The organism is Streptomyces achromogenes (genome assembly GCF_030816715.1).
Classification (GTDB): Bacteria; Actinomycetota; Actinomycetes; order Streptomycetales; family Streptomycetaceae; genus Streptomyces; species Streptomyces achromogenes_A.
In genome coordinates this window covers 8,051,404-8,069,113 of sequence record NZ_JAUSYH010000001.1, presented here as the reverse complement: position 1 = coordinate 8,069,113, position 17,710 = coordinate 8,051,404, and the positions used below count along the sequence as shown (strand labels likewise).

Genomic DNA, 17,710 nt, shown 5'->3' with positions numbered 1-17,710 from the left:
CATCAGCCACCACCACCGAACCCCCACCACCCTCCAGCACCGACCCCAACCCCACCAGAGCACGCCCCGGATCCATCACCCGCAACCCACGACGACCCAACTCCACCGCACCCTCACCCGACACCATCCCCCCACCCGCCCACGGACCCCACCCCACCGACACACCCACCAGACCACGACCACGACGCGACTCCACCACCGCATCAGCCCACGCGTTCGCCGCCGCATACGCCCCCTGCCCCCCACTCCCCCACACACCCGCAATCGACGAGAACACCACAAACGCAGACAGATCCCAACCACGCGTCAACTCATCCAAATACACCGCACCCCACGCCTTCGCCCCCACCACCCGCCGAACACCAGCGGCGTCGATGTCGTCGAAGGGCATGTGGTCCGGGACGCCTGCGACATGGAAGACGGCGCTGACGCGGTGCCGGGAGAGCAGGTCGGCGACCGCTGCCCGGTCGGACACGTCACACGCTTCGACGCTCACCCGTTGCGCGCCCGAGTCGCGGAGCTCGGCGACGAGTTCGTCGGCTCCGTCGGCGTCGGGGCCCTGACGACCGGTGAGGACCAGGTCGGTGGCTCCACGCCCGACGAGCCAGCGCGCGACGTGCGCGCCGAGAGCACCGGTGCCGCCGGTGATCAGGATTCTTCCCTCCGGTTTCCAGCCGGGTCCGGTGGGCCGCTGCGCGGACGCCTGCCGAAGTCTGCGGGCATGGATCCGGCCTTCGCGGAGCGCGAGTTGATCCTCCGAGGAGGATGAGAAGACCGATGCGAGGAGCTCGGGGGTGTCCGCGTCAGGCACCTCCGGCAGATCGATGAGGCCTCCCCAGCGGTCGGGATGTTCCAGCGCGGCGACACGACCCAGTCCCCAGACGGCGGCCTGCTCGGCCTGCAGTGGTCCGTCGTCGAGGTCGCCCACGGAGACCGCTCCCCGGGTCACCAGCCAGGTGGGCCCGGCTACCTTCGCGTCGCCCATTGCCTGGGTGGCGACGAGTGCCTGCACGACCGTGTCGCACAGGACGACGGCTCCGGCGATCTTCGGGCCCGGAAGGGCAGCGACGGCGCGGGCCAACTCCGCACGGTCGGGATCGTCGGCGAGGGACAGGAGCAGGTGCTCGGGCAGAGCAGCGGTCACCGTCTCCAGGTGAGGCGATTGCCTCGCCGAGTGGAGCACCAGCCACTGCCCGGAAGGGTCGTCACCGGGCGTGAGCGCGACCTCCTGCCAGTCGACACGATATTGCCAGCCATCCACCTCGGCCCGAACCGTGCGGTCCAGGTGCCGGGCCGACAGTGCCGCCAGGACCTCCTGGACGACGTCCTCGCCGATGTTCAACGTGTGCGCCAGCTCGCGCGCTTCCTCCGGTTCGGTGGCGTCCCAGAGTTCCGCGTCGCGCACGACTTCACTGCGCTTGGTCTGCGGCCAGAACCGCTCGCGCTGGAAGGCGTACGTCGGCAGGTCGACGCCTGCCGTGGAGGCCTCACCGATCAGTGCGGTCCAGTCGACGGAGAGCCCGGCCGTGTATCCAGCGGCAACGCACGCGACAACGGTATCCACCTCGCTCCTCTCCCTACGGAGCATCGATACGAACAGTGCGTCACCGGTGTCGTCGGGGAGGCTGTTCTGCGCGAGTGCGGTGAGGGTGGAGTCGGGGCCGATCTCCAGGAACCGCGTCACGCCCTCGCCGGCCAGCACACCCATCCCGTCGGCGAAACGCACCGCCTCACGCACATGCCGCACCCAGTACCCCGCCGACGCCAACTCGCCCTCCACCGCGAGCCGCCCGGACACGTTCGACACCAACGGAACCGACGCAGAGCTGTACGAGATCCCCTCCGCGACCTCACGGAAGGCCTCCAGCATCGGCTCCATCAACGGCGAGTGGAACGCGTGCGACACCCGCAGACGAGACGTCCGACGCCCCTGCGCCCTGAACTGATCGGCGATCTCGGTGACGGCCGCCTCGACACCCGCGATCACCACCGCACGCGGGCCGTTCACCGCAGCGACCGACACCTCCGCCCCACGGCCCTCCAGGAGTGGCAGAACCTCATCCTCGGACGCCTGCAGAGCGACCATCGCGCCACCCCCGGGCAAACGCCTGCATCAACCGGCCCCGCGCCACCACCAGAGCACACGCGTCCTCCAGACAGAACACACCCGCCACATGCGCGGCAGCGATCTCACCGACCGAATGCCCCATCAGGAAATCAGGACGCACCCCGAACGACTCCACCAGACGGAACAACGCCACCTCGACCGCGAACAACGCAGGCTGCGCCCACTCCGTACGCTCCAGCCGCTCCACGTCCCCACCGAACACAACGTCCCGCAACCCACCGCCCACCCGCGCACACACCGCGTCGAACGCCTCCGCGAACACCGGGAACGACACATACAACTCACGCCCCATCCCCACCCGCTGCGCACCCTGACCCGCGAACAAGAACGCCGTCCGACCGGGATCCGTCGCTGTGCCCTGAATCAGGTTGGCCGCTAGATCTCCGACGGCGAGGCAGTGGAGGCCGGCCAGCAGTTCCGCGTGATCGCGGCCGTAGATGACGGCACGGTTCTCGAAAGGCGTACGGGTGGCGATCAGAGCACTCGCCACAGCAACGGGGTTGAGGTCTTTCCTCGTCTGCGCGTAGGCATGCAGACGGCCGGCTTGTGAGCGCAGAGCGTCGGCGCCGCGTCCGGACAGCACCCACGGCACCACCGGCAGACCCTCACCCGCACCCCCGCCCTCGCCCTCGCCGTCCCCCTCAACCTCGTCCACCGGCTCGGCCGGAGCTTGTTCGAGGATGACGTGCGCGTTGGTGCCGGACAGACCGAACGACGACACCCCCGCACGCCGCACACGCCCACCCTCCCCGGGCCACGGCTGCCGTTGCGTCAGCAGCCGCACCTCCCCGGCCGACCAGTCCACATGCGACGACGGCTCACCCACATGCAACGTCGCCGGCAACACCCCATGACGCAACGCCTGCACCATCTTGATCACACCAGCCACACCCGCAGCCGCCTGCGTATGACCCACATTCGACTTCACCGACCCCAACCACAACGGCCGGCCAGACGGACGACCCTGGCCGTAAGCGGCAAGAAGCGCCTGCGCCTCGATCGGATCACCCAACCGCGTCCCCGTACCATGCGCCTCCACCACATCCACATCCACCGCCGACAACCCCGCCGACCCCAACGCCGCACGAATCACCCGCTGCTGCGACGGACCGTTCGGAGCCGTCAACCCATTCGACGCACCATCCTGATTCACCGCCGAACCCCGCACCACCGCCAACACCCGATGCCCCAGCCGACGCGCATCCGACAACCGCTCCACCAACAGCACCCCGACCCCCTCACCCCACCCCGTACCGTCCGCACCCTCACCGAACGCCTTGCACCGACCATCCGCCGCCAAGCCGCCCTGACGACCGAACTCCACGAAAGCAGCAGGTGTGGACATCACGGTGGCGCCGGCGACGAGGGCCTTCGAGCACTCGCCGGAGCGAAGCGACTGCGCGGCCAGATGCAGGGCGACCAGGGACGAGGAACACGCCGTGTCGACCGTGACCGCCGGGCCCTCAAGACCCAGCACGTACGACACCCGGCCCGACGCCACACTCGCCGCGTTCCCCGTGCCGACATACCCCCCGAAGTCACCCTCCGACACACTCAACAACGCCGGATAGTCCTGACCGTTCGTCCCCACGAACACACCCGTACGACTCCCCCGCAACGACCGGGGATCCACCCCCGCCCGCTCCACCGCCTCCCACGACACCTCCAGCAACAACCGCTGCTGCGGATCCATCGCCAACGCCTCACGCGGCGACACCCCGAAGAACTCCGCGTCGAACTGACCGACATCGGACAGGAACCCGCCATGACGGGAGTACGCCGGTGTGTCGCGTCCGGCGCCGCCCAGGTCGTCGAATGCGGTGAGGTTGTCCCAGCCGCGGTCCGTGGGGAAGCCGCCGATGGAGTCCTCTCCTTGCAGGAGCAGATCCCAGAACTGTTCGGGTGTCTCGACGTCCCCCGGGAATCGACAGCCCATGCCGATGATCGCGATGGGATCGTCGGCGAGCGCGGCGGGCTCGGAGAGGCGGACCGCGGAGGCGTTCGAGTGCGGGGTCGGCGCCAGTTCGGTCTGGAGGAGTTCGGTGACCGCCTCGGGCGTGGGGTGGTCGAAGACGAGGGTCGCCGGCAGCCGTATGCCGGTCGCTTCGCTGAGGGAGTTCCGCAGTTCCAGCGCGGTCAGGGAATCGAGTCCCAGCTGCGTGAACGGCGTGTCCGGGCGGATGTGCGTCTTGGGGCCGTGCCCGAGCACGTCGGCCAGCGTGCTCCGCACGAGTGCGGCCAACGCGTCGCGGCGGCGGGACTCGGGCAGGTCGAGGAGGTCGAGCTGCGGGGCGGCGGCTCGCGCCGCGGAGGCAGCCTCGCGCAGAGCGGGGCGGCCCGCGAGGGCACGCAGCAACGGGGGCAGCCTGTCGGCGGTCCGGCGAAGTGCGGCGCGGTCCAGGCGGAGCGGGATCGAGGTGATGTCGGTGTGGGTCAGGGCACGGTCGAAGAGGGCGAGGGCATCGCCGGTGGGCAGCGCGCCGATGCCGTTGCGGGCGGCGCGGCTCTGCGCGGCATCTGTGAGACCGCTGGTCATGGCGCTGTCGGCTTCCCACAGGCCCCAGGCGACGGACACCGCGGGACGTCCGGCGGCGCGCAGACCGAGGGCGAAGGCGTCGAGGAAGGAGTTCGCGGCGACGTAGTTGCCCTGACCAGGACCGGCGAACGTGGCGGCGGCCGACGAGAACAGCACGAACGCCGACAGGTCGAGGTGTCGTGTCAGCTCGTGGAGATGGACCGCCGCGTCGACCTTGGGCCGCAGCACCGAGGTGAGCCGCTCCGGGGTGAGGGAGGTGACGACGCGGTCGTCGAGCGTTCCCGCGATGTGCACCACGGCACCGAGCGGGTGGTCGGGCGAGATGTCGCGGATGCTGTCGGCGAGCGCGTCGCGGTCGGCCACGTCGCAGCTCACGACGGTGACCCGGGCGTCGGCGGCGGCGAGTTCGGCGATCAGTTCGGCAGCGCCCGGGGCCTGCGGGCCCCGCCGGGTGACGAGGAGCAGGTGACGCACACCGTGGCGGTGCACGAGGTGGCGGACGGTGGCGGACCCCACCGTGCCGGTGCCACCGGTGACGAGCACCGTCCGGTCCGTGGGGAAAGCCGCTGCGGCCCTTCGCTGCGCGGGGGCCGCGATCCGTGTGAGCATCGGAGCGAGCAACTGCGCCTCGCGCAGCACGAGTTCGTCTCTTCCCTGCCTGGCCGCGTCCTTGAGCTGGTCGTCGGTGGGAGTGACGTCGGTGTCGGTGTCGAGGAGCAGGATCCGCCCGGGGTTCTCCGACGCGGCCGACTTGAACAGCCCTCGCGCCGCGGCGGCGGGCAGGTCGGCCACGGTCTCGCCGGGGCGCGCGGCGACCGCACCTTGGGTGAGCAGCAGCAGACGCGAGTGGTCGGCGCGCGCTTCGGTGAGCCAGCTCTGGAGCAGGCGGAGCGCTTGGTCCGCGGCAGTGTGCACGTCGGGCACGAGCCCGGCGCCGCTGTCGGCGTCCGCGGTGCGCCACGGGAGGGCGACGAGGTCGGCGAAGGGGGCGTCGTCCGAGGTGGCAGACAGGGCGGTCAGGAGCTCATCCGGGCTCATCCGGGTCACGGCCCCGACGTCGTCCCGCTCCGTGGCGGCCTCGGCCGCGGTCCACGTGACGGTGTAGAGGTCGCTGCCGCGGTGCCGGACGGCGTCGGGACGTTCGTCGGCGTCGAAGGGCAGGACGGCTACGGTCGAGGCGGTCAGGACGGGGGCCCCCGTGACGTCCAGCAGCCGGAGCCCGGATTCCGTCGTCGAGCGCGGAACGACGTGCAGCCGTATGCTCGCCGCCGCACGCGCGTGGAGGGTGACTCCGGACCAGGCCACGAGGTGCGGCATCGGCAGTCCGGCTGCCGTCAGGACGAACAGGGCGGAGTCCAGGAGGGCGGGGTGAACGGCGAACCCGGCCGCCTCGGCTTCCGCCGTCTCCGGCAGAGCGGCCTCCGCGAAGACCTCGTCTCCCAGACGCCACACTGCTGTCAGCGCCTGCGAACGAGGCAGGTCGGGGTCCGTGTACACCTCGTCCAGGTGGACGGGCACCGCGCCCGGCGGGGGCCAGGCCGCGGCGGCTTCGGAGGCGTCGGAGCTCGGGCCGGTCGGATCTTCGGGGCCGCCGAGCAGGGTTCCGCGGGCGTGGCGGGTCCAGGGCCGGTCCTCGTCCGCCGGGCCGGCGTCGGGGTCGTACGGTCGTCCGTACAGAGCGAAGGTCCAACGCCGCTCGCCCTGGACCGCCTCCGTGACCGTCTGTACCTCGATCTCCCCGGTCGTGGGGAGCGGCATGGGGGCGTCGACGCGCAGTTCGGCAAGGTGATGGGCGCCGATGCCGCGTCCGGCGTGAAGAGCCAGGTCCGTCAGGACGGAGGCGGCCACGAGGGAGCCGCCGCCGGTGGCGAGCTCGCCGAGCCAGGGCTGCGTGCGCGGGGAGAGACGTCCCGTGGCCACGACGGTGGTGGAGTCGGCGAGGCCGATTCCGTCCGAGAGCAGCGGGTGTTCCCCCCGACGTCCGGCGGGGTTCGCGACGGGATCGAGCCAGTACCGCGTCCGCTGGAAGGGGTACGTGGGCAACTGGACCGACTCGTACGTGTCGTTCAGAAGCGCCGTCCAGTCCACGGGCCTGCCGGAGGCGTGCAGCGCCGCCATCGCCGCCACCGTGGTCCGAGACTCGTCCCGGTCCTTACGGAGGGTCGCGACGAAAAGGGCTTCGTCGCCGGTTTCTTCGGCAACGGCACGGGCGAGTGCGGTGAGGGTGGAGTCGGGGCCGATCTCCAGGAACCGCGTCACGCCCTCGCCGGCCAGCACACCCATCCCGTCGGCGAAACGCACCGCCTCACGCACATGCCGCACCCAGTACCCCGCCGACGCCAACTCGCCCTCCACCGCGAGCCGCCCGGACACGTTCGACACCAACGGAATCACCGGAGAGCCATAGGCGATCCCCTCCGCGACCTCACGGAAGGCCGCCAGCATCGGCTCCATCAACGGCGAGTGGAACGCGTGCGACACCCGCAGACGAGACGTCCGACGCCCCTGCGCCCTGAACTGATCGGCGATCTCGGTGACGGCCGCCTCGACACCCGCGATCACCACCGCACACGGGCCGTTCACCGCAGCGACCGACACCTCCGCCCCACGGCCCTCCAGGAGTGGCAGAACCTCGTCCTCGGACGCCTGCAGAGCGACCATCGCGCCACCCCCGGGCAACGCCTGCATCAACCGCCCCCGCGCCACCACCAGAGCACACGCGTCCTCCAGACAGAACACACCCGCCACATGCGCGGCAGCGATCTCACCGACCGAATGCCCCATCAGGAAATCAGGACGCACCCCGAACGACTCCACCAGACGGAACAACGCCACCTCGACCGCGAACAACGCAGGCTGCGCCCACTCCGTACGCTCCAGCCGCTCCACGTCCCCACCGAACACGACGTCCCGCAACCCACCGCCCACCCGCGCACACACCGCGTCGAACGCCTCCGCGAACACCGGGAACGACACATACAACTCACGCCCCATCCCCACCCGCTGCGCACCCTGACCCGCGAACAAGAACGCCGTCCGACCACCCCGGCGGGCGGTCGCGGTGATGACGTCGGGTGAGGTGCCGCCGGCGGCGAGGACGTCGAGGCCCGCGGTGAGGGTCTCGCGATCGGTGCCGAGGACGACGGCGCGTTGTTCGAAGAGAGAGCGTCGAAGGGTCAGCGTGCGGGCGACGGCCAGGTCGTCGATCCCCGGGTGCGTGTCGAGGTGGTCGAGCAGGCCGGCGGCCTGAGCTCTCAGGGCGTCGGCGGTCCGGGCGGAGAGGACCCACGGGATGACCGGCGGCGCCGTGGATCGGGGTGTCGCCGTGGGTTCGGGTGCCGTGTCCCCGTCTTCCGGTTCCGTGGCCTCGGCCTCGTTCGGCGGGGTCTCCTCCAGGATGACGTGGGCGTTGGTGCCGGAGACCCCGAACGCGGACACCCCGGCCCGCCGCGGCCGGTCGCCGGGCGGCCACACGACGGGCTCGGTGAGGAGACGTACGTGGCCCTCGGTCCAGTCGACCTTGGTCGTGGGCGCGTCGACGTGCAGAGTGCGGGGCAGGCGGGCATGGCGCAGCGCCATGACCATCTTGATGACGCCGCCGACGCCCGCGGCGGCCTGGGTGTGACCGATGTTGGACTTCAGGGAGCCGAGCCACAGCGGCCGGTCCTCGGCGCGGTCCTGTCCGTAGGCCGCCAGGAGTGCCTGGGCCTCGATGGGGTCGCCGAGGGTGGTTCCGGTGCCGTGCGCCTCGACGGCGTCGACGTCCAGCGGGGAGAGCCCGCAGGAGGTCAACGCCTGGCGGATGACGCGCTGTTGGGACGGCCCGTTGGGGGCGGTGAGTCCGCTGCTCGCGCCGTCCTGGTTGACGGCGGAGCCGCGGACGACGGCGAGCACCTCGTGGCCGTTGCGACGCGCGTCGGAGAGGCGTTCGAGCAGGAGGACGCCCGCGCCCTCGCTCCAGCCGGTGCCGTCGGTGGCGTCGGCGAAGGACTTGCAGCGTCCGTCCGGCGCGAGTCCGCGCTGCCGGCTGAACTCCAGGAAGGTGACCGGAGTCGACATGAAGGCGACACCGCCCGCGAGGGCGAGGTCGCACTCGCCCTGCCGCAGTGACTGCACCGCGAGGTGGAGGGCGACGAGGGAGGAGGAGCACGCGGTGTCCACCGTGACGGCGGGCCCCTCGAAGCCGAAGGTGTAGGAGACGCGACCGGAGGCGATGCTCGCGGCGCTGCCGTTGCCGAGGTGGCCCTCGACGCCGGGGGGCGGCTCGGGGAACCGGGTGGCGTAGTCGTTGTACATGACTCCGGCGAACACCCCGGTGGCGCTTCCGCGCAGGTCGGCCGGGCGCAGGCCGGCCCGTTCGAGGGATTCCCAGACGATCTCGAGCAGGATCCGCTGCTGCGGGTCGGTGGCGAGGGCCTCGCGCGGGGACATGCCGAAGAAGGCGGGGTCGAAGTCGGCGGCGTCGTGGAGGAAGCCGCCTTCCCGGGTGTAGCAGGTGCCGGGGTTGGCGGGATCGGGGTCGTAGAGCGCGCCGAGGTCCCAGCCGCGGTCGTCCGGGAAGGCGGAGATGCCGTCGGTGCCCGTGTCGACGAGGTGCCAGAGGTCTTCCGGCGTGCGCACCCCACCGGGGTAGCGGCAGCTCATGGAGACGACGGCGATCGGTTCCGTTGCCCTGCCCTCGACCTGACGCAGCCGGGCGCGGGTGCGCTGGAGGTCGCTGGAGACTCGGGTCAGGAACTCGCGCAGCCTGTCCTCGCTCACGGATCGGTCTCCCTTCGGCGGCGGGCACGCTGGCTCGCGGTGGGGCACGGGGGCATCGGGTCGGCCCCGGCACCTCGTGGGCGCCGGGGCCTGGTGAGGGCCGGTGTGCCGTCCGACGCCCTCGTGGGACGGGCCGCGGCGCTCCCGGTGCCAGGACTGTCCCTCGGGCCGATTATGGGAAGGGTTGCGCCCGTTTCGGGCTGTGGTCCGGGCGGCTCTAAGAGAACTTCTAGCGTTGCCGGGCAGGCCGGAGACCGGCCGGGCTGCGGGACCACGACCCCGCGCTCACAGGCGGAGGGTCGCGTCCAGTGCGTCGTCGGCGACGCGCGGCAGGAGGCCAAGGTCGGCCGAACGGTCCAGGAGAGTGCGCACGGCGTACAGTCCGTCCTGGCCGAGCGCGGCGGTGAACTCGTTGACGTACAGGCCGATGTGCTGGTCGACGACGTCCGGTTCCATCTCCTGGGCGTGCCGGAGGACATGGGCGCGGGAGGCGTCGGGGTTCTCCCGTGCCGCGCGGAGGGAGGCGCGGATCGTGTCGGTGAGCCGACGCAGTACGGGTTCCCCCAGGGAACGGCGGGCGACGATGGCGCCCAGCGGGATGGGCAGTCCGGTGCGCTTCTCCCACTCCTCACCCATGTCGGCCGTGCGGTGCAGACCATAGCGCCCGTAGGTGAAGCGGGCTTCGTGGATGACGAGTCCGGCGTCGACGGCGCCGTCCCGGACGGCGGGCATGATCTCGTGGAACGGCAGGACGACGATCTCGCCGACACCGCCCGGTATCGCGTCGGCCGCCCAGAGCCGGAACAGCAGGTAGGCCGTGGACGTGGTGCTGGGCACCGCGACGCGGGCGCCGGCCAGGGCGGCGGGCTCACCGGGCTCCGCCACCAGGACGAGGGGACCGCAGCCGTGGCCCAGGGCGCCGCCGCAGGGCAGCAGGGCGTAGTCGGTGAGGATGCGCGGCAGTACGCCGTAGGAGACCTTCAGGACGTCCAGTTCGCCGCGTTCGGCGAGGCCGTTGGTGATGTCGATGTCGGCGAGGGTGAGCCGGGTGCCCGGCGCGTCGGGGAGCAGCCCCTCGGTCCAGGCGTGGAAGACGAACGTGTCGTTGGGGCAGGGCGAGTGCGCGAGGGTCAGGGGCGCCGTCATGGCCGGTCCTTCCTTCTTGTCCGTGGTACGGCAGCGTTCTGGTCCGTGGTGCGGCAGCGTTCTTGTCCGTGGTGCGGCAGCGATGCCCTCAGCAAAGCCGTTGCGGATGTGGGGTTTTCCCCAGACTGCCCTCCGCGAGGATGAGCGGGCCCCACCCGACACGGCGTCGATGCCCGCCGTCCGGCCGGGGGCCCGCGGTTGCCGGATCGTTGGCCGGTTCCGCGGGTCGCCCAGGCCGGTCGGACCGACGGGTCGCCGTGTGGTGCGGATCCGTGCCGTGCCGCCCGGCCACCACCGGTCGGGAGGGCCGGTTCCGCGGGGCGTCGCGGTCGCGCCCTGGGGACCGTCGACGCGGCAGACCACGCCCATGCCACGTGCGCACCGTCACCACGCGTGCCGCCTGGCACTGAACGAGGAGGTTCCCGGCCATGGACGCTGGGCTCAAGCGCGAGCTGGAGGAGAAGGTCTTCTCCGGTGAGCGGCTGTCCCGCGAGGACGGCATCGCCCTGTACGAGTCGGACGACCTGGCGTGGCTGGGCGGACTGGCGCACGAGGTGCGGACCCGCAAGAACGGTGACGTGGTCCACTTCAACGTCAACCGTCACCTCAACATGACGAACGTGTGCACCGCGTCGTGCGCCTACTGCTCCTTCCAGCGCAAGCCGGGTGAGCAGGACGCGTACACGATGCGCATCGAGGAGGCCGTGCGTCTGGCCAAGGCGATGGAGAACGAGCACCTGTCGGAGCTCCACATCGTCAACGGCCTTCATCCCAATCTGCCGTGGCGCTACTACCCGCGCTCGCTGCGCGAGCTGAAGAAGGCACTGCCCAACGTCGGTCTGAAGGCGTTCACGGCGACGGAGATCCACCACTTCGAGACGATCAGCGGGCTCACCGCCTCGGAGATCCTCGACGAGCTGATCGACGCCGGCCTGGAGTCGCTGACCGGCGGCGGCGCGGAGATCTTCGACTGGGAGGTCCGTCAGCACATCGTCGACCACCGCACCCACTGGGAGGACTGGTCGCGCATCCACCGCCTCGCGCACGAGAAGGGGCTCAAGACGCCGGCCACCATGCTGTACGGCCACATCGAGGAGCCCCGCCACCGCGTCGACCACGTCCTGCGGCTGCGTGAGCTGCAGGACGAGACGAACGGCTTCCAGGTCTTCATCCCGCTGCGCTACCAGCACGACTTCGTCGACATGAAGGACGGCAAGGTCCGCAACCGGCTCCAGGCCCGCACGACGATGGCCACGGGCGCGGAGGCGCTGAAGACGTTCGCGGTCTCGCGGCTGCTCTTCGACAACGTCCCGCACGTGAAGGTCTTCTGGGTGATGCACGGCGTCCAGACCGCGCAGCTCGCGCTCCAGCACGGCGCGGACGACATGGACGGCTCGGTCGTCGAGTACAAGATCACGCACGACGCCGACAACTACGGCACGCCGAACAAGCTGACCCGCGAGGACCTGCTGGACCTCATCCGGGACGCCGGGTTCCGCCCCGTGGAGCGCAACACCCGCTACGAGATCATCCGCGAGTACGACGGCCCCGACCCGGCACGGCGCGAGTCGCCGCAGCCGATGCGGGTGTGATCCGCCGGCCCGGCCGCGGCGGCCGGGCCCTTCGTGTACCGCGTGCACGACTCCCCCACGTGTGCGGTGCGTACTCCGCTCGGTCCCGAGCAGATGTCCGCGCACCGTGTTCACACCACGACGACATGGCCAGGCAGGTGTTTATGTCCCCACGGACGACGAATGACGAGGACCTGGAAGTCTGGATCGACCAGGACCTGTGCACCGGCGACGGGATCTGTGCCCAGTACGTCCCCGAGGTGTTCGAGCTGGACGTCGACGGGCTCGCCTACGTCAAGAGCGAGCAGGACGAACTGCTCCAGGCTCCGGGAGCGACGACGCGCTTCGCCCTGGATCTGCTCACGGACGTGGTCGACTCGGTCAAGGAGTGCCCCGGCGAATGCATCCACGTGCGCCGTGTCTCCGACGGGGTCGAGGTGTACGGCCCCGAGGCCGCCGACTAGGCCCTCGTCCTCGCACCCGTCCCCGGAGCGGCCGGGTCCGTCTCCCGGTGGCGGATCCACCGCCCGGTGGCCGGGTTCACCGCCCGGTGGCCGGGTTCACCGCCCGATGGCCGGGTCGCCACTCCGCCGGACCGCCCCGGCCACCGGGCCGCCCCGGCCACCACACCGCCGGGCCGCCACATCGACGCACGGGAAGGACACACGTCCGATGAGTTCCACCACCGACAACCTGTGGGTCCGCAGGTTCCGGCCCTCCTCCGAGGCGGCCGAGCGGCTGGTCTGCTTCCCGCACGCGGGCGGTTCGGCCAGCTTCTACCTGCCGGTCGCCGCCGCCCTCAGCCCCGGCGTCGATGTCGCGGCGATCCAGTACCCCGGTCGTCAGGACCGCAGGCACGAACCGGGCCCCGCCTCGATCGCCGCACTCGCCGACGAGGTCTGCGCGGCCCTCGCGGAGTGGGACGACGACCGTCCCATGACCTTCTTCGGTCACAGCATGGGCGCCTTGGCGGCCTTCGAAGTCGCGCGCCGCATGGAGCGCGCCGGAGCGGGACCCGTCCGGCTGTTCGCCTCCGGGCGCCGCGCCCCTTCGCGGGTCCGGAACGAGAGCGTGCACATGCGCGACGACGACGGTGTGATCGCCGAACTGCGCGCTCTGGCCGGCACCGACGCCCAGGTCCTCCAGGACGAGGAGTTGCTGCGCATGGTGCTGCCCGCGATCCGCAGCGACTACCGGGCCGTCGAGACGTACCGCTGTGAGCCCGGCGCCGCGGTGCGCTGCCCGGTGACCGTCCTCACCGGCGACGCGGACCCGCGTACGTCGTTGGAGGAAGCCCGCGCGTGGGGTGAGCACACCGGGGCCGCGTCGGATGTGCGGGTCTTCTCCGGCGGGCACTTCTTCCTCTCGGAACGGCCGGCCGAGGTGCTGGCCGTGCTGAACGAGCACTTCACCGCCGCGGTCCCCCGAGTCTGACGGCACCCCTCTGTCCTTCCCCCTCGACCCGTTCCGGGAGTTGTGCACCATGACCCAGCAACTCGCGCCCGACACAGTGCGGTCGACGCCTGTGCGCCGGCGCCGGCCCCGCGTGGGCCACATACAGTTCCTCAACTGCCTGCCGCTGTTCTGGGGACTCGCCCGCACCGGGTCCCTCCTCGACATGGATCTGCACACCGACACGCCGGACGGCCTCAACGACGCGCTCGCCGCGGGCGATCTGGACATGGGGCCGATCAGCCTGCTGGAGTTCCTGCGGCACGCGGACGAACTGGTCGCCCTGCCGGACATCGCGGTCGGCAGCGACGGAGACGTCATGTCCTGCCTGATCGTCAGCCAGGTACCGCTCGAGGAGCTGGACGGGCAGCCGGTGGCACTGGGTTCGACGAGCCGCACGTCGGTCCGTCTGGCACAGCTGCTGCTGGCGGAGCGCGTCGGGGTGAACCCCGAGTACTTCGTGTGCCCGCCGGACCTCCGCACCATGATGTCCGAGGCGAAGACCGCGGTGGTCATCGGCGACGCCGCCCTGCGCGCGGCCCTGCACGAGGCGCCCCGGATGGGCCTGGAGGTGCACGACCTGGGCCGGATGTGGAAGGACTGGACGGGACTGCCCTTCGTGTTCGCCGTGTTCGCCGCCCGCCGCGACTTCCTGGCCCGCGAGCCCGCCCTGGTGCGCCAGGTCCACGCCGATCTGCTGGCCTCCCGGGACCTGTCCCTGGCGGAGGTGGCGAAGGTCTGCGAACAGGCCGCGCAGTGGGAGGAGTTCGACGCCGCGACGCTCGAGCGCTACTACACCACGGCCCTCGACTTCAGTCTCGGCGAGGAACAGCTCGCCGGCATCGCCGAATTCGCGCGCCGGGTCGGCGGCGGCGGCGAGGGCTTCCCTCCCGACGTCGCCGTCCGGCTGCTCGGTCCCATCGCCCCCTGAACGCCCCACGCCACCGGAAAGGCCCGGCCACCACCATGCCCCGACCTCCGCAACACCGCCTCCAGTCCGTCCTCGACCGTGCCGCCGCCGGTGGGCGGATCACCCCCGAAGAGGCTCTCGACCTCTATCGCGACGCCCCGCTGCACGCGCTGGGCACGGCCGCCGACGCCGTACGCCGTCGTCTGTACGCGGGGACCGAGCACATCGCCACGTACATCATCGAGCGGAACATCAACTACACGAACGTGTGCGTCACGGCGTGCAAGTTCTGCGCCTTCTACGCGGCCCCCAAGGACACGGCCAAGGGCTGGACCCGCGACCTCGACGACATCCTGCGCCGCTGCGCGGAGACCGTCGAGCTCGGCGGCACCCAGATCATGTTCCAGGGCGGCCACCACCCCGACTACGGCGTCGAGTACTACGAGCGGCACTTCGCAGCCATCAAGAAGGCGTTCCCGCAGCTGGTGATCCACTCGCTGGGCGCGTCCGAGGTCGAGCACATGGCGCGGATCTCGAAGGTGGGCGTGGAGGAGGCGATCACCCGGATCCACGCGGCCGGCCTCGACTCCTTCGCGGGCGCCGGCGCCGAACTGCTGCCCGCCCGGCCGCGCAAGGCGATCGCCCCGCTCAAGGAGTCCGGCGAACGCTGGCTGGAGATCATGGAGACCGCGCACGGACTGGGCGTCGAGTCGACGTCCACCATGCTGATGGGCACCGGCGAGACCAACGCCGAGCGCATCGAGCACCTGCGGATGATCCGTGACGTGCAGGACCGCACGGGCGGCTTCCGCGCCTTCATCCCGTACACGTACCAGCCCGAGAACAACCACCTCAAGGGCCAGACGCAGGCCACGCAGTTCGAGTACCTGCGGATGATCGCGATCGCCCGCCTGTTCCTCGACAACGTCCGGCACATCCAGGGCTCCTGGCTGACCACCGGCAAGGAGATCGGCCAGCTCTCCCTGCACTACGGCGCCGACGACCTCGGCTCGATCATGCTGGAGGAGAACGTCGTCTCCTCGGCCGGCGCCAAGCACCGCTCCAACCTGCTCGAACTGATCCAGCTCATCCGGTCGGCCGGCCGCGTCCCGGCCCAGCGCGTGACGACGTACGAGCACGTCGTCGTGCACGACGACCCGGCGAACGACCCGGTCGACGAGCGCGTCGTCTCCCACGTCTCGTCCACGGCCATCGCGGGCGGCACGGCCCACCCCGAGCTGAAGCTCATCGCCGCCACCTGAGCCGCCGGGCCGGGTGTTCGGGGCGCGGGCATCCGGCCCGGGGCGCCCGCCCTCGTGACTCACCCCGCCCCATCCCTGCACACACGAGGACGGAGAACCCCATGGCGGGTGCCATCCACGCCACGGGTCTGGTCAAGACCTTCGGCGAGACCCGGGCCCTGGACGGAGTGGACCTTGACGTGCCGGAGGGCAGCGTACTGGGACTGCTCGGCCCCAACGGGGCGGGCAAGACCACGACGGTGCGCCTGCTCGCCACCCTGCTGCGGCCCGACGCGGGCACCGCCGTCGTGGCCGGCCACGACGTGGTCCGCCACCCCGACCGGGTCCGGCTCTCCATCGGCCTCTCGGGCCAGTTCGCCGCCGTCGACGACCGGCTCACGGGCCGGGAGAACCTGCGGATGATCGGTGAGCTGTACGGGCTTCGCTCCCGGGCCGCCCGTGGGCGCGCGGACGAGCTGCTGGACCGGTTCGACCTCACCGGGGCCGCCGACCGGATGTCCAGCACGTACTCGGGCGGCATGCGGCGGCGTCTGGACCTGGCCTGCGCGCTCGTCGTGCGCCCTTCGGTGATGTTCCTCGACGAGCCGTCGACCGGCCTGGATCCGACCAGTCGGCTGATGCTGTGGGACGCCATCGAGGACCTCGTGTCGCAGGGCACCACACTCCTGCTCACCACGCAGTACCTCGAGGAGGCCGACCGCCTGGCCCGGGACATCGCGGTCGTCGACCACGGACGGATCATCGCCCGCGGCACACCGCGCGAACTGAAGGCGCAGGCGGGCGGCCAGCGGGTCGAGGCGGTCGTCGCCCGGCGCGGGCAACTCGACTCCGCGGCCGCCCTGCTGGCCCGGTACGGCACCCGCGCACCGGACGTCGACGGTCCCCGCGGCATGGTCTCGGTTCCCGTCGACGGCGGGGTGCGGCTGGTGACCCAGGTGATCGCCGCACTGGACGCCGCGGGCATCGAGGTCACCGACATCGGACTGCGCCGGCCCACGCTCGACGAGGTCTTCCTGGCCCTCACCGAGGTCGCCCCGCGGGACACATCGCGCACGGCGGTCGGTGCCGGCGCGGCGAACGAGAAGGAGTGATGAACGTGTCGGCCACGGCATCGTCCGTACCCGAGCTGAGGCCCGGATCGGCCGCCAAATCACTGCGCGACGTCCTCGTCGTGACGCGGCGCAACGTGATCCGGACGATCCGCATCCCCGAGGTGGTCGTCCTCAGTCTGGTGCAGCCGATCGTCTTCGTGCTGCTCTTCGCCTACATATTCGCCGGGTCGTTCAGCCTGCCCGGCGCCGCGAACGCCGCCGCATACCGCGAGTACATGATGCCCGGGTTCTTCGCGCAGACCATCGCGTTCGCCACCGCAGGCAACAGCAGTGTCAGCATGGCCAACGACATGCAGAGCGGCATGGTCGACCGGTTCCGCTCCCTGCCGATGGCGCGGGGGGCGCTGCTCACCGGCCGCACCCTCGCGGATCTCGTGCAGAACGTCATGGTGATGACGGTGATGGTGCTGTGCGCGCTGCTGGTCGGCTGGCGCATCCATCACGGGGCGCTGCGAGCCGCCGCCGCCTTCGCTCTGCTGCTGCTCATGGGTTACGCGCTGTCGTGGGTGGGTGTCGTCATCGGCCTGTCGGTGCGCGCCCCGGAGGCGGCGGCAACCAGCAACTTCCTGTGGCTGTTCCCACTGACGTTCCTCTCCAACGCGTTCGTGGCGCCCTCCACGCTCCCGACGGTGCTGCGCTGGGCCGCCGAGTGGAACCCGCTGAGCGCGACGGTGCAGGCGACCCGGCAGCTGTTCGGCAACCCGGGGCTCGCGGCCACGGGCGCCTGGCCCGCTCAGCATCCCGTGCTGGTGTCGCTGTCCTGGTCGGTGCTGATCGCGGTGGTGGGCCGGACGCTGGCGGTGCGCCGCTACCGTTCGGCCGGTACGTGAGG

General features: G+C 71.2%; 8 protein-coding genes and 2 pseudogenes. 7 read left to right on the top strand and 3 right to left on the bottom strand.

The features are described 5' to 3' along the window. Positions 1–196: 196 nt before the first annotated feature. The 3 genes and pseudogenes from QF032_RS35550 to QF032_RS35545 form a co-directional block, all read right to left on the bottom strand. A pseudogene (locus QF032_RS35550) lies at positions 197–7,658 on the bottom strand (type I polyketide synthase); the annotation flags it as partial. Between the two features lie 150 nt (positions 7,659–7,808). After that, positions 7,809–9,425, bottom strand: a pseudogene (locus tag QF032_RS40950) (type I polyketide synthase); the annotation flags it as partial. Between the two features lie 285 nt (positions 9,426–9,710). After that, complete coding sequence (locus QF032_RS35545) at positions 9,711–10,571, bottom strand: 1,4-dihydroxy-6-naphthoate synthase (RefSeq protein ID WP_306946443.1); 861 nt, start codon at positions 10,569–10,571, stop codon at positions 9,711–9,713. Positions 10,572–10,999: 428 nt separating this feature from the next. Here QF032_RS35545 and mqnE point away from each other — a divergent pair, with 428 nt between their 5' ends. From mqnE to QF032_RS35510, 7 genes are all read left to right on the top strand, one after another. Then, positions 11,000–12,163, top strand: coding sequence for an aminofutalosine synthase MqnE (gene mqnE, locus QF032_RS35540; protein WP_307048353.1), 1,164 nt, complete (start codon positions 11,000–11,002; stop codon positions 12,161–12,163). Positions 12,164–12,288: 125 nt separating this feature from the next. Next, positions 12,289–12,606, top strand: coding sequence for a ferredoxin (locus QF032_RS35535; RefSeq protein WP_307059308.1), 318 nt, complete (start codon positions 12,289–12,291; stop codon positions 12,604–12,606). A gap of 208 nt (positions 12,607–12,814) precedes the next feature. Further along, positions 12,815–13,576, top strand: coding sequence for a thioesterase II family protein (locus tag QF032_RS35530; RefSeq protein ID WP_307059306.1), 762 nt, complete (start codon positions 12,815–12,817; stop codon positions 13,574–13,576). Between the two features lie 49 nt (positions 13,577–13,625). Further along, complete coding sequence (locus QF032_RS35525) at positions 13,626–14,525, top strand: menaquinone biosynthetic enzyme MqnA/MqnD family protein (RefSeq protein ID WP_307059303.1); 900 nt, start codon at positions 13,626–13,628, stop codon at positions 14,523–14,525. A gap of 35 nt (positions 14,526–14,560) precedes the next feature. Beyond that, entirely contained in the window at positions 14,561–15,766 is a 1,206-nt protein-coding gene (gene mqnC, locus QF032_RS35520; RefSeq protein WP_307059302.1) for a cyclic dehypoxanthinyl futalosine synthase, read from the top strand. A gap of 101 nt (positions 15,767–15,867) precedes the next feature. Further along, entirely contained in the window at positions 15,868–16,857 is a 990-nt protein-coding gene (locus QF032_RS35515) for an ATP-binding cassette domain-containing protein (RefSeq protein WP_306946455.1), read from the top strand. Further along, entirely contained in the window at positions 16,857–17,708 is an 852-nt protein-coding gene (locus QF032_RS35510) for an ABC transporter permease (protein WP_306946457.1), read from the top strand. Before QF032_RS35515 ends, QF032_RS35510 begins: the two co-directional genes overlap by 1 nt. Positions 17,709–17,710 lie beyond the last annotated feature (2 nt).

Coding starts and splice junctions, on each gene's coding strand:
- QF032_RS35545 (WP_306946443.1), bottom strand. CDS start 10,571: ATGACGGCGCCCCTGACCCTCGCGCACTCGCCCTGCCCCAACGACACG.
- mqnE (WP_307048353.1), top strand. CDS start 11,000: ATGGACGCTGGGCTCAAGCGCGAGCTGGAGGAGAAGGTCTTCTCCGGT.
- QF032_RS35535 (WP_307059308.1), top strand. CDS start 12,289: ATGGCCAGGCAGGTGTTTATGTCCCCACGGACGACGAATGACGAGGAC.
- QF032_RS35530 (WP_307059306.1), top strand. CDS start 12,815: ATGAGTTCCACCACCGACAACCTGTGGGTCCGCAGGTTCCGGCCCTCC.
- QF032_RS35525 (WP_307059303.1), top strand. CDS start 13,626: ATGACCCAGCAACTCGCGCCCGACACAGTGCGGTCGACGCCTGTGCGC.
- mqnC (WP_307059302.1), top strand. CDS start 14,561: ATGCCCCGACCTCCGCAACACCGCCTCCAGTCCGTCCTCGACCGTGCC.
- QF032_RS35515 (WP_306946455.1), top strand. CDS start 15,868: ATGGCGGGTGCCATCCACGCCACGGGTCTGGTCAAGACCTTCGGCGAG.
- QF032_RS35510 (WP_306946457.1), top strand. CDS start 16,857: ATGAACGTGTCGGCCACGGCATCGTCCGTACCCGAGCTGAGGCCCGGA.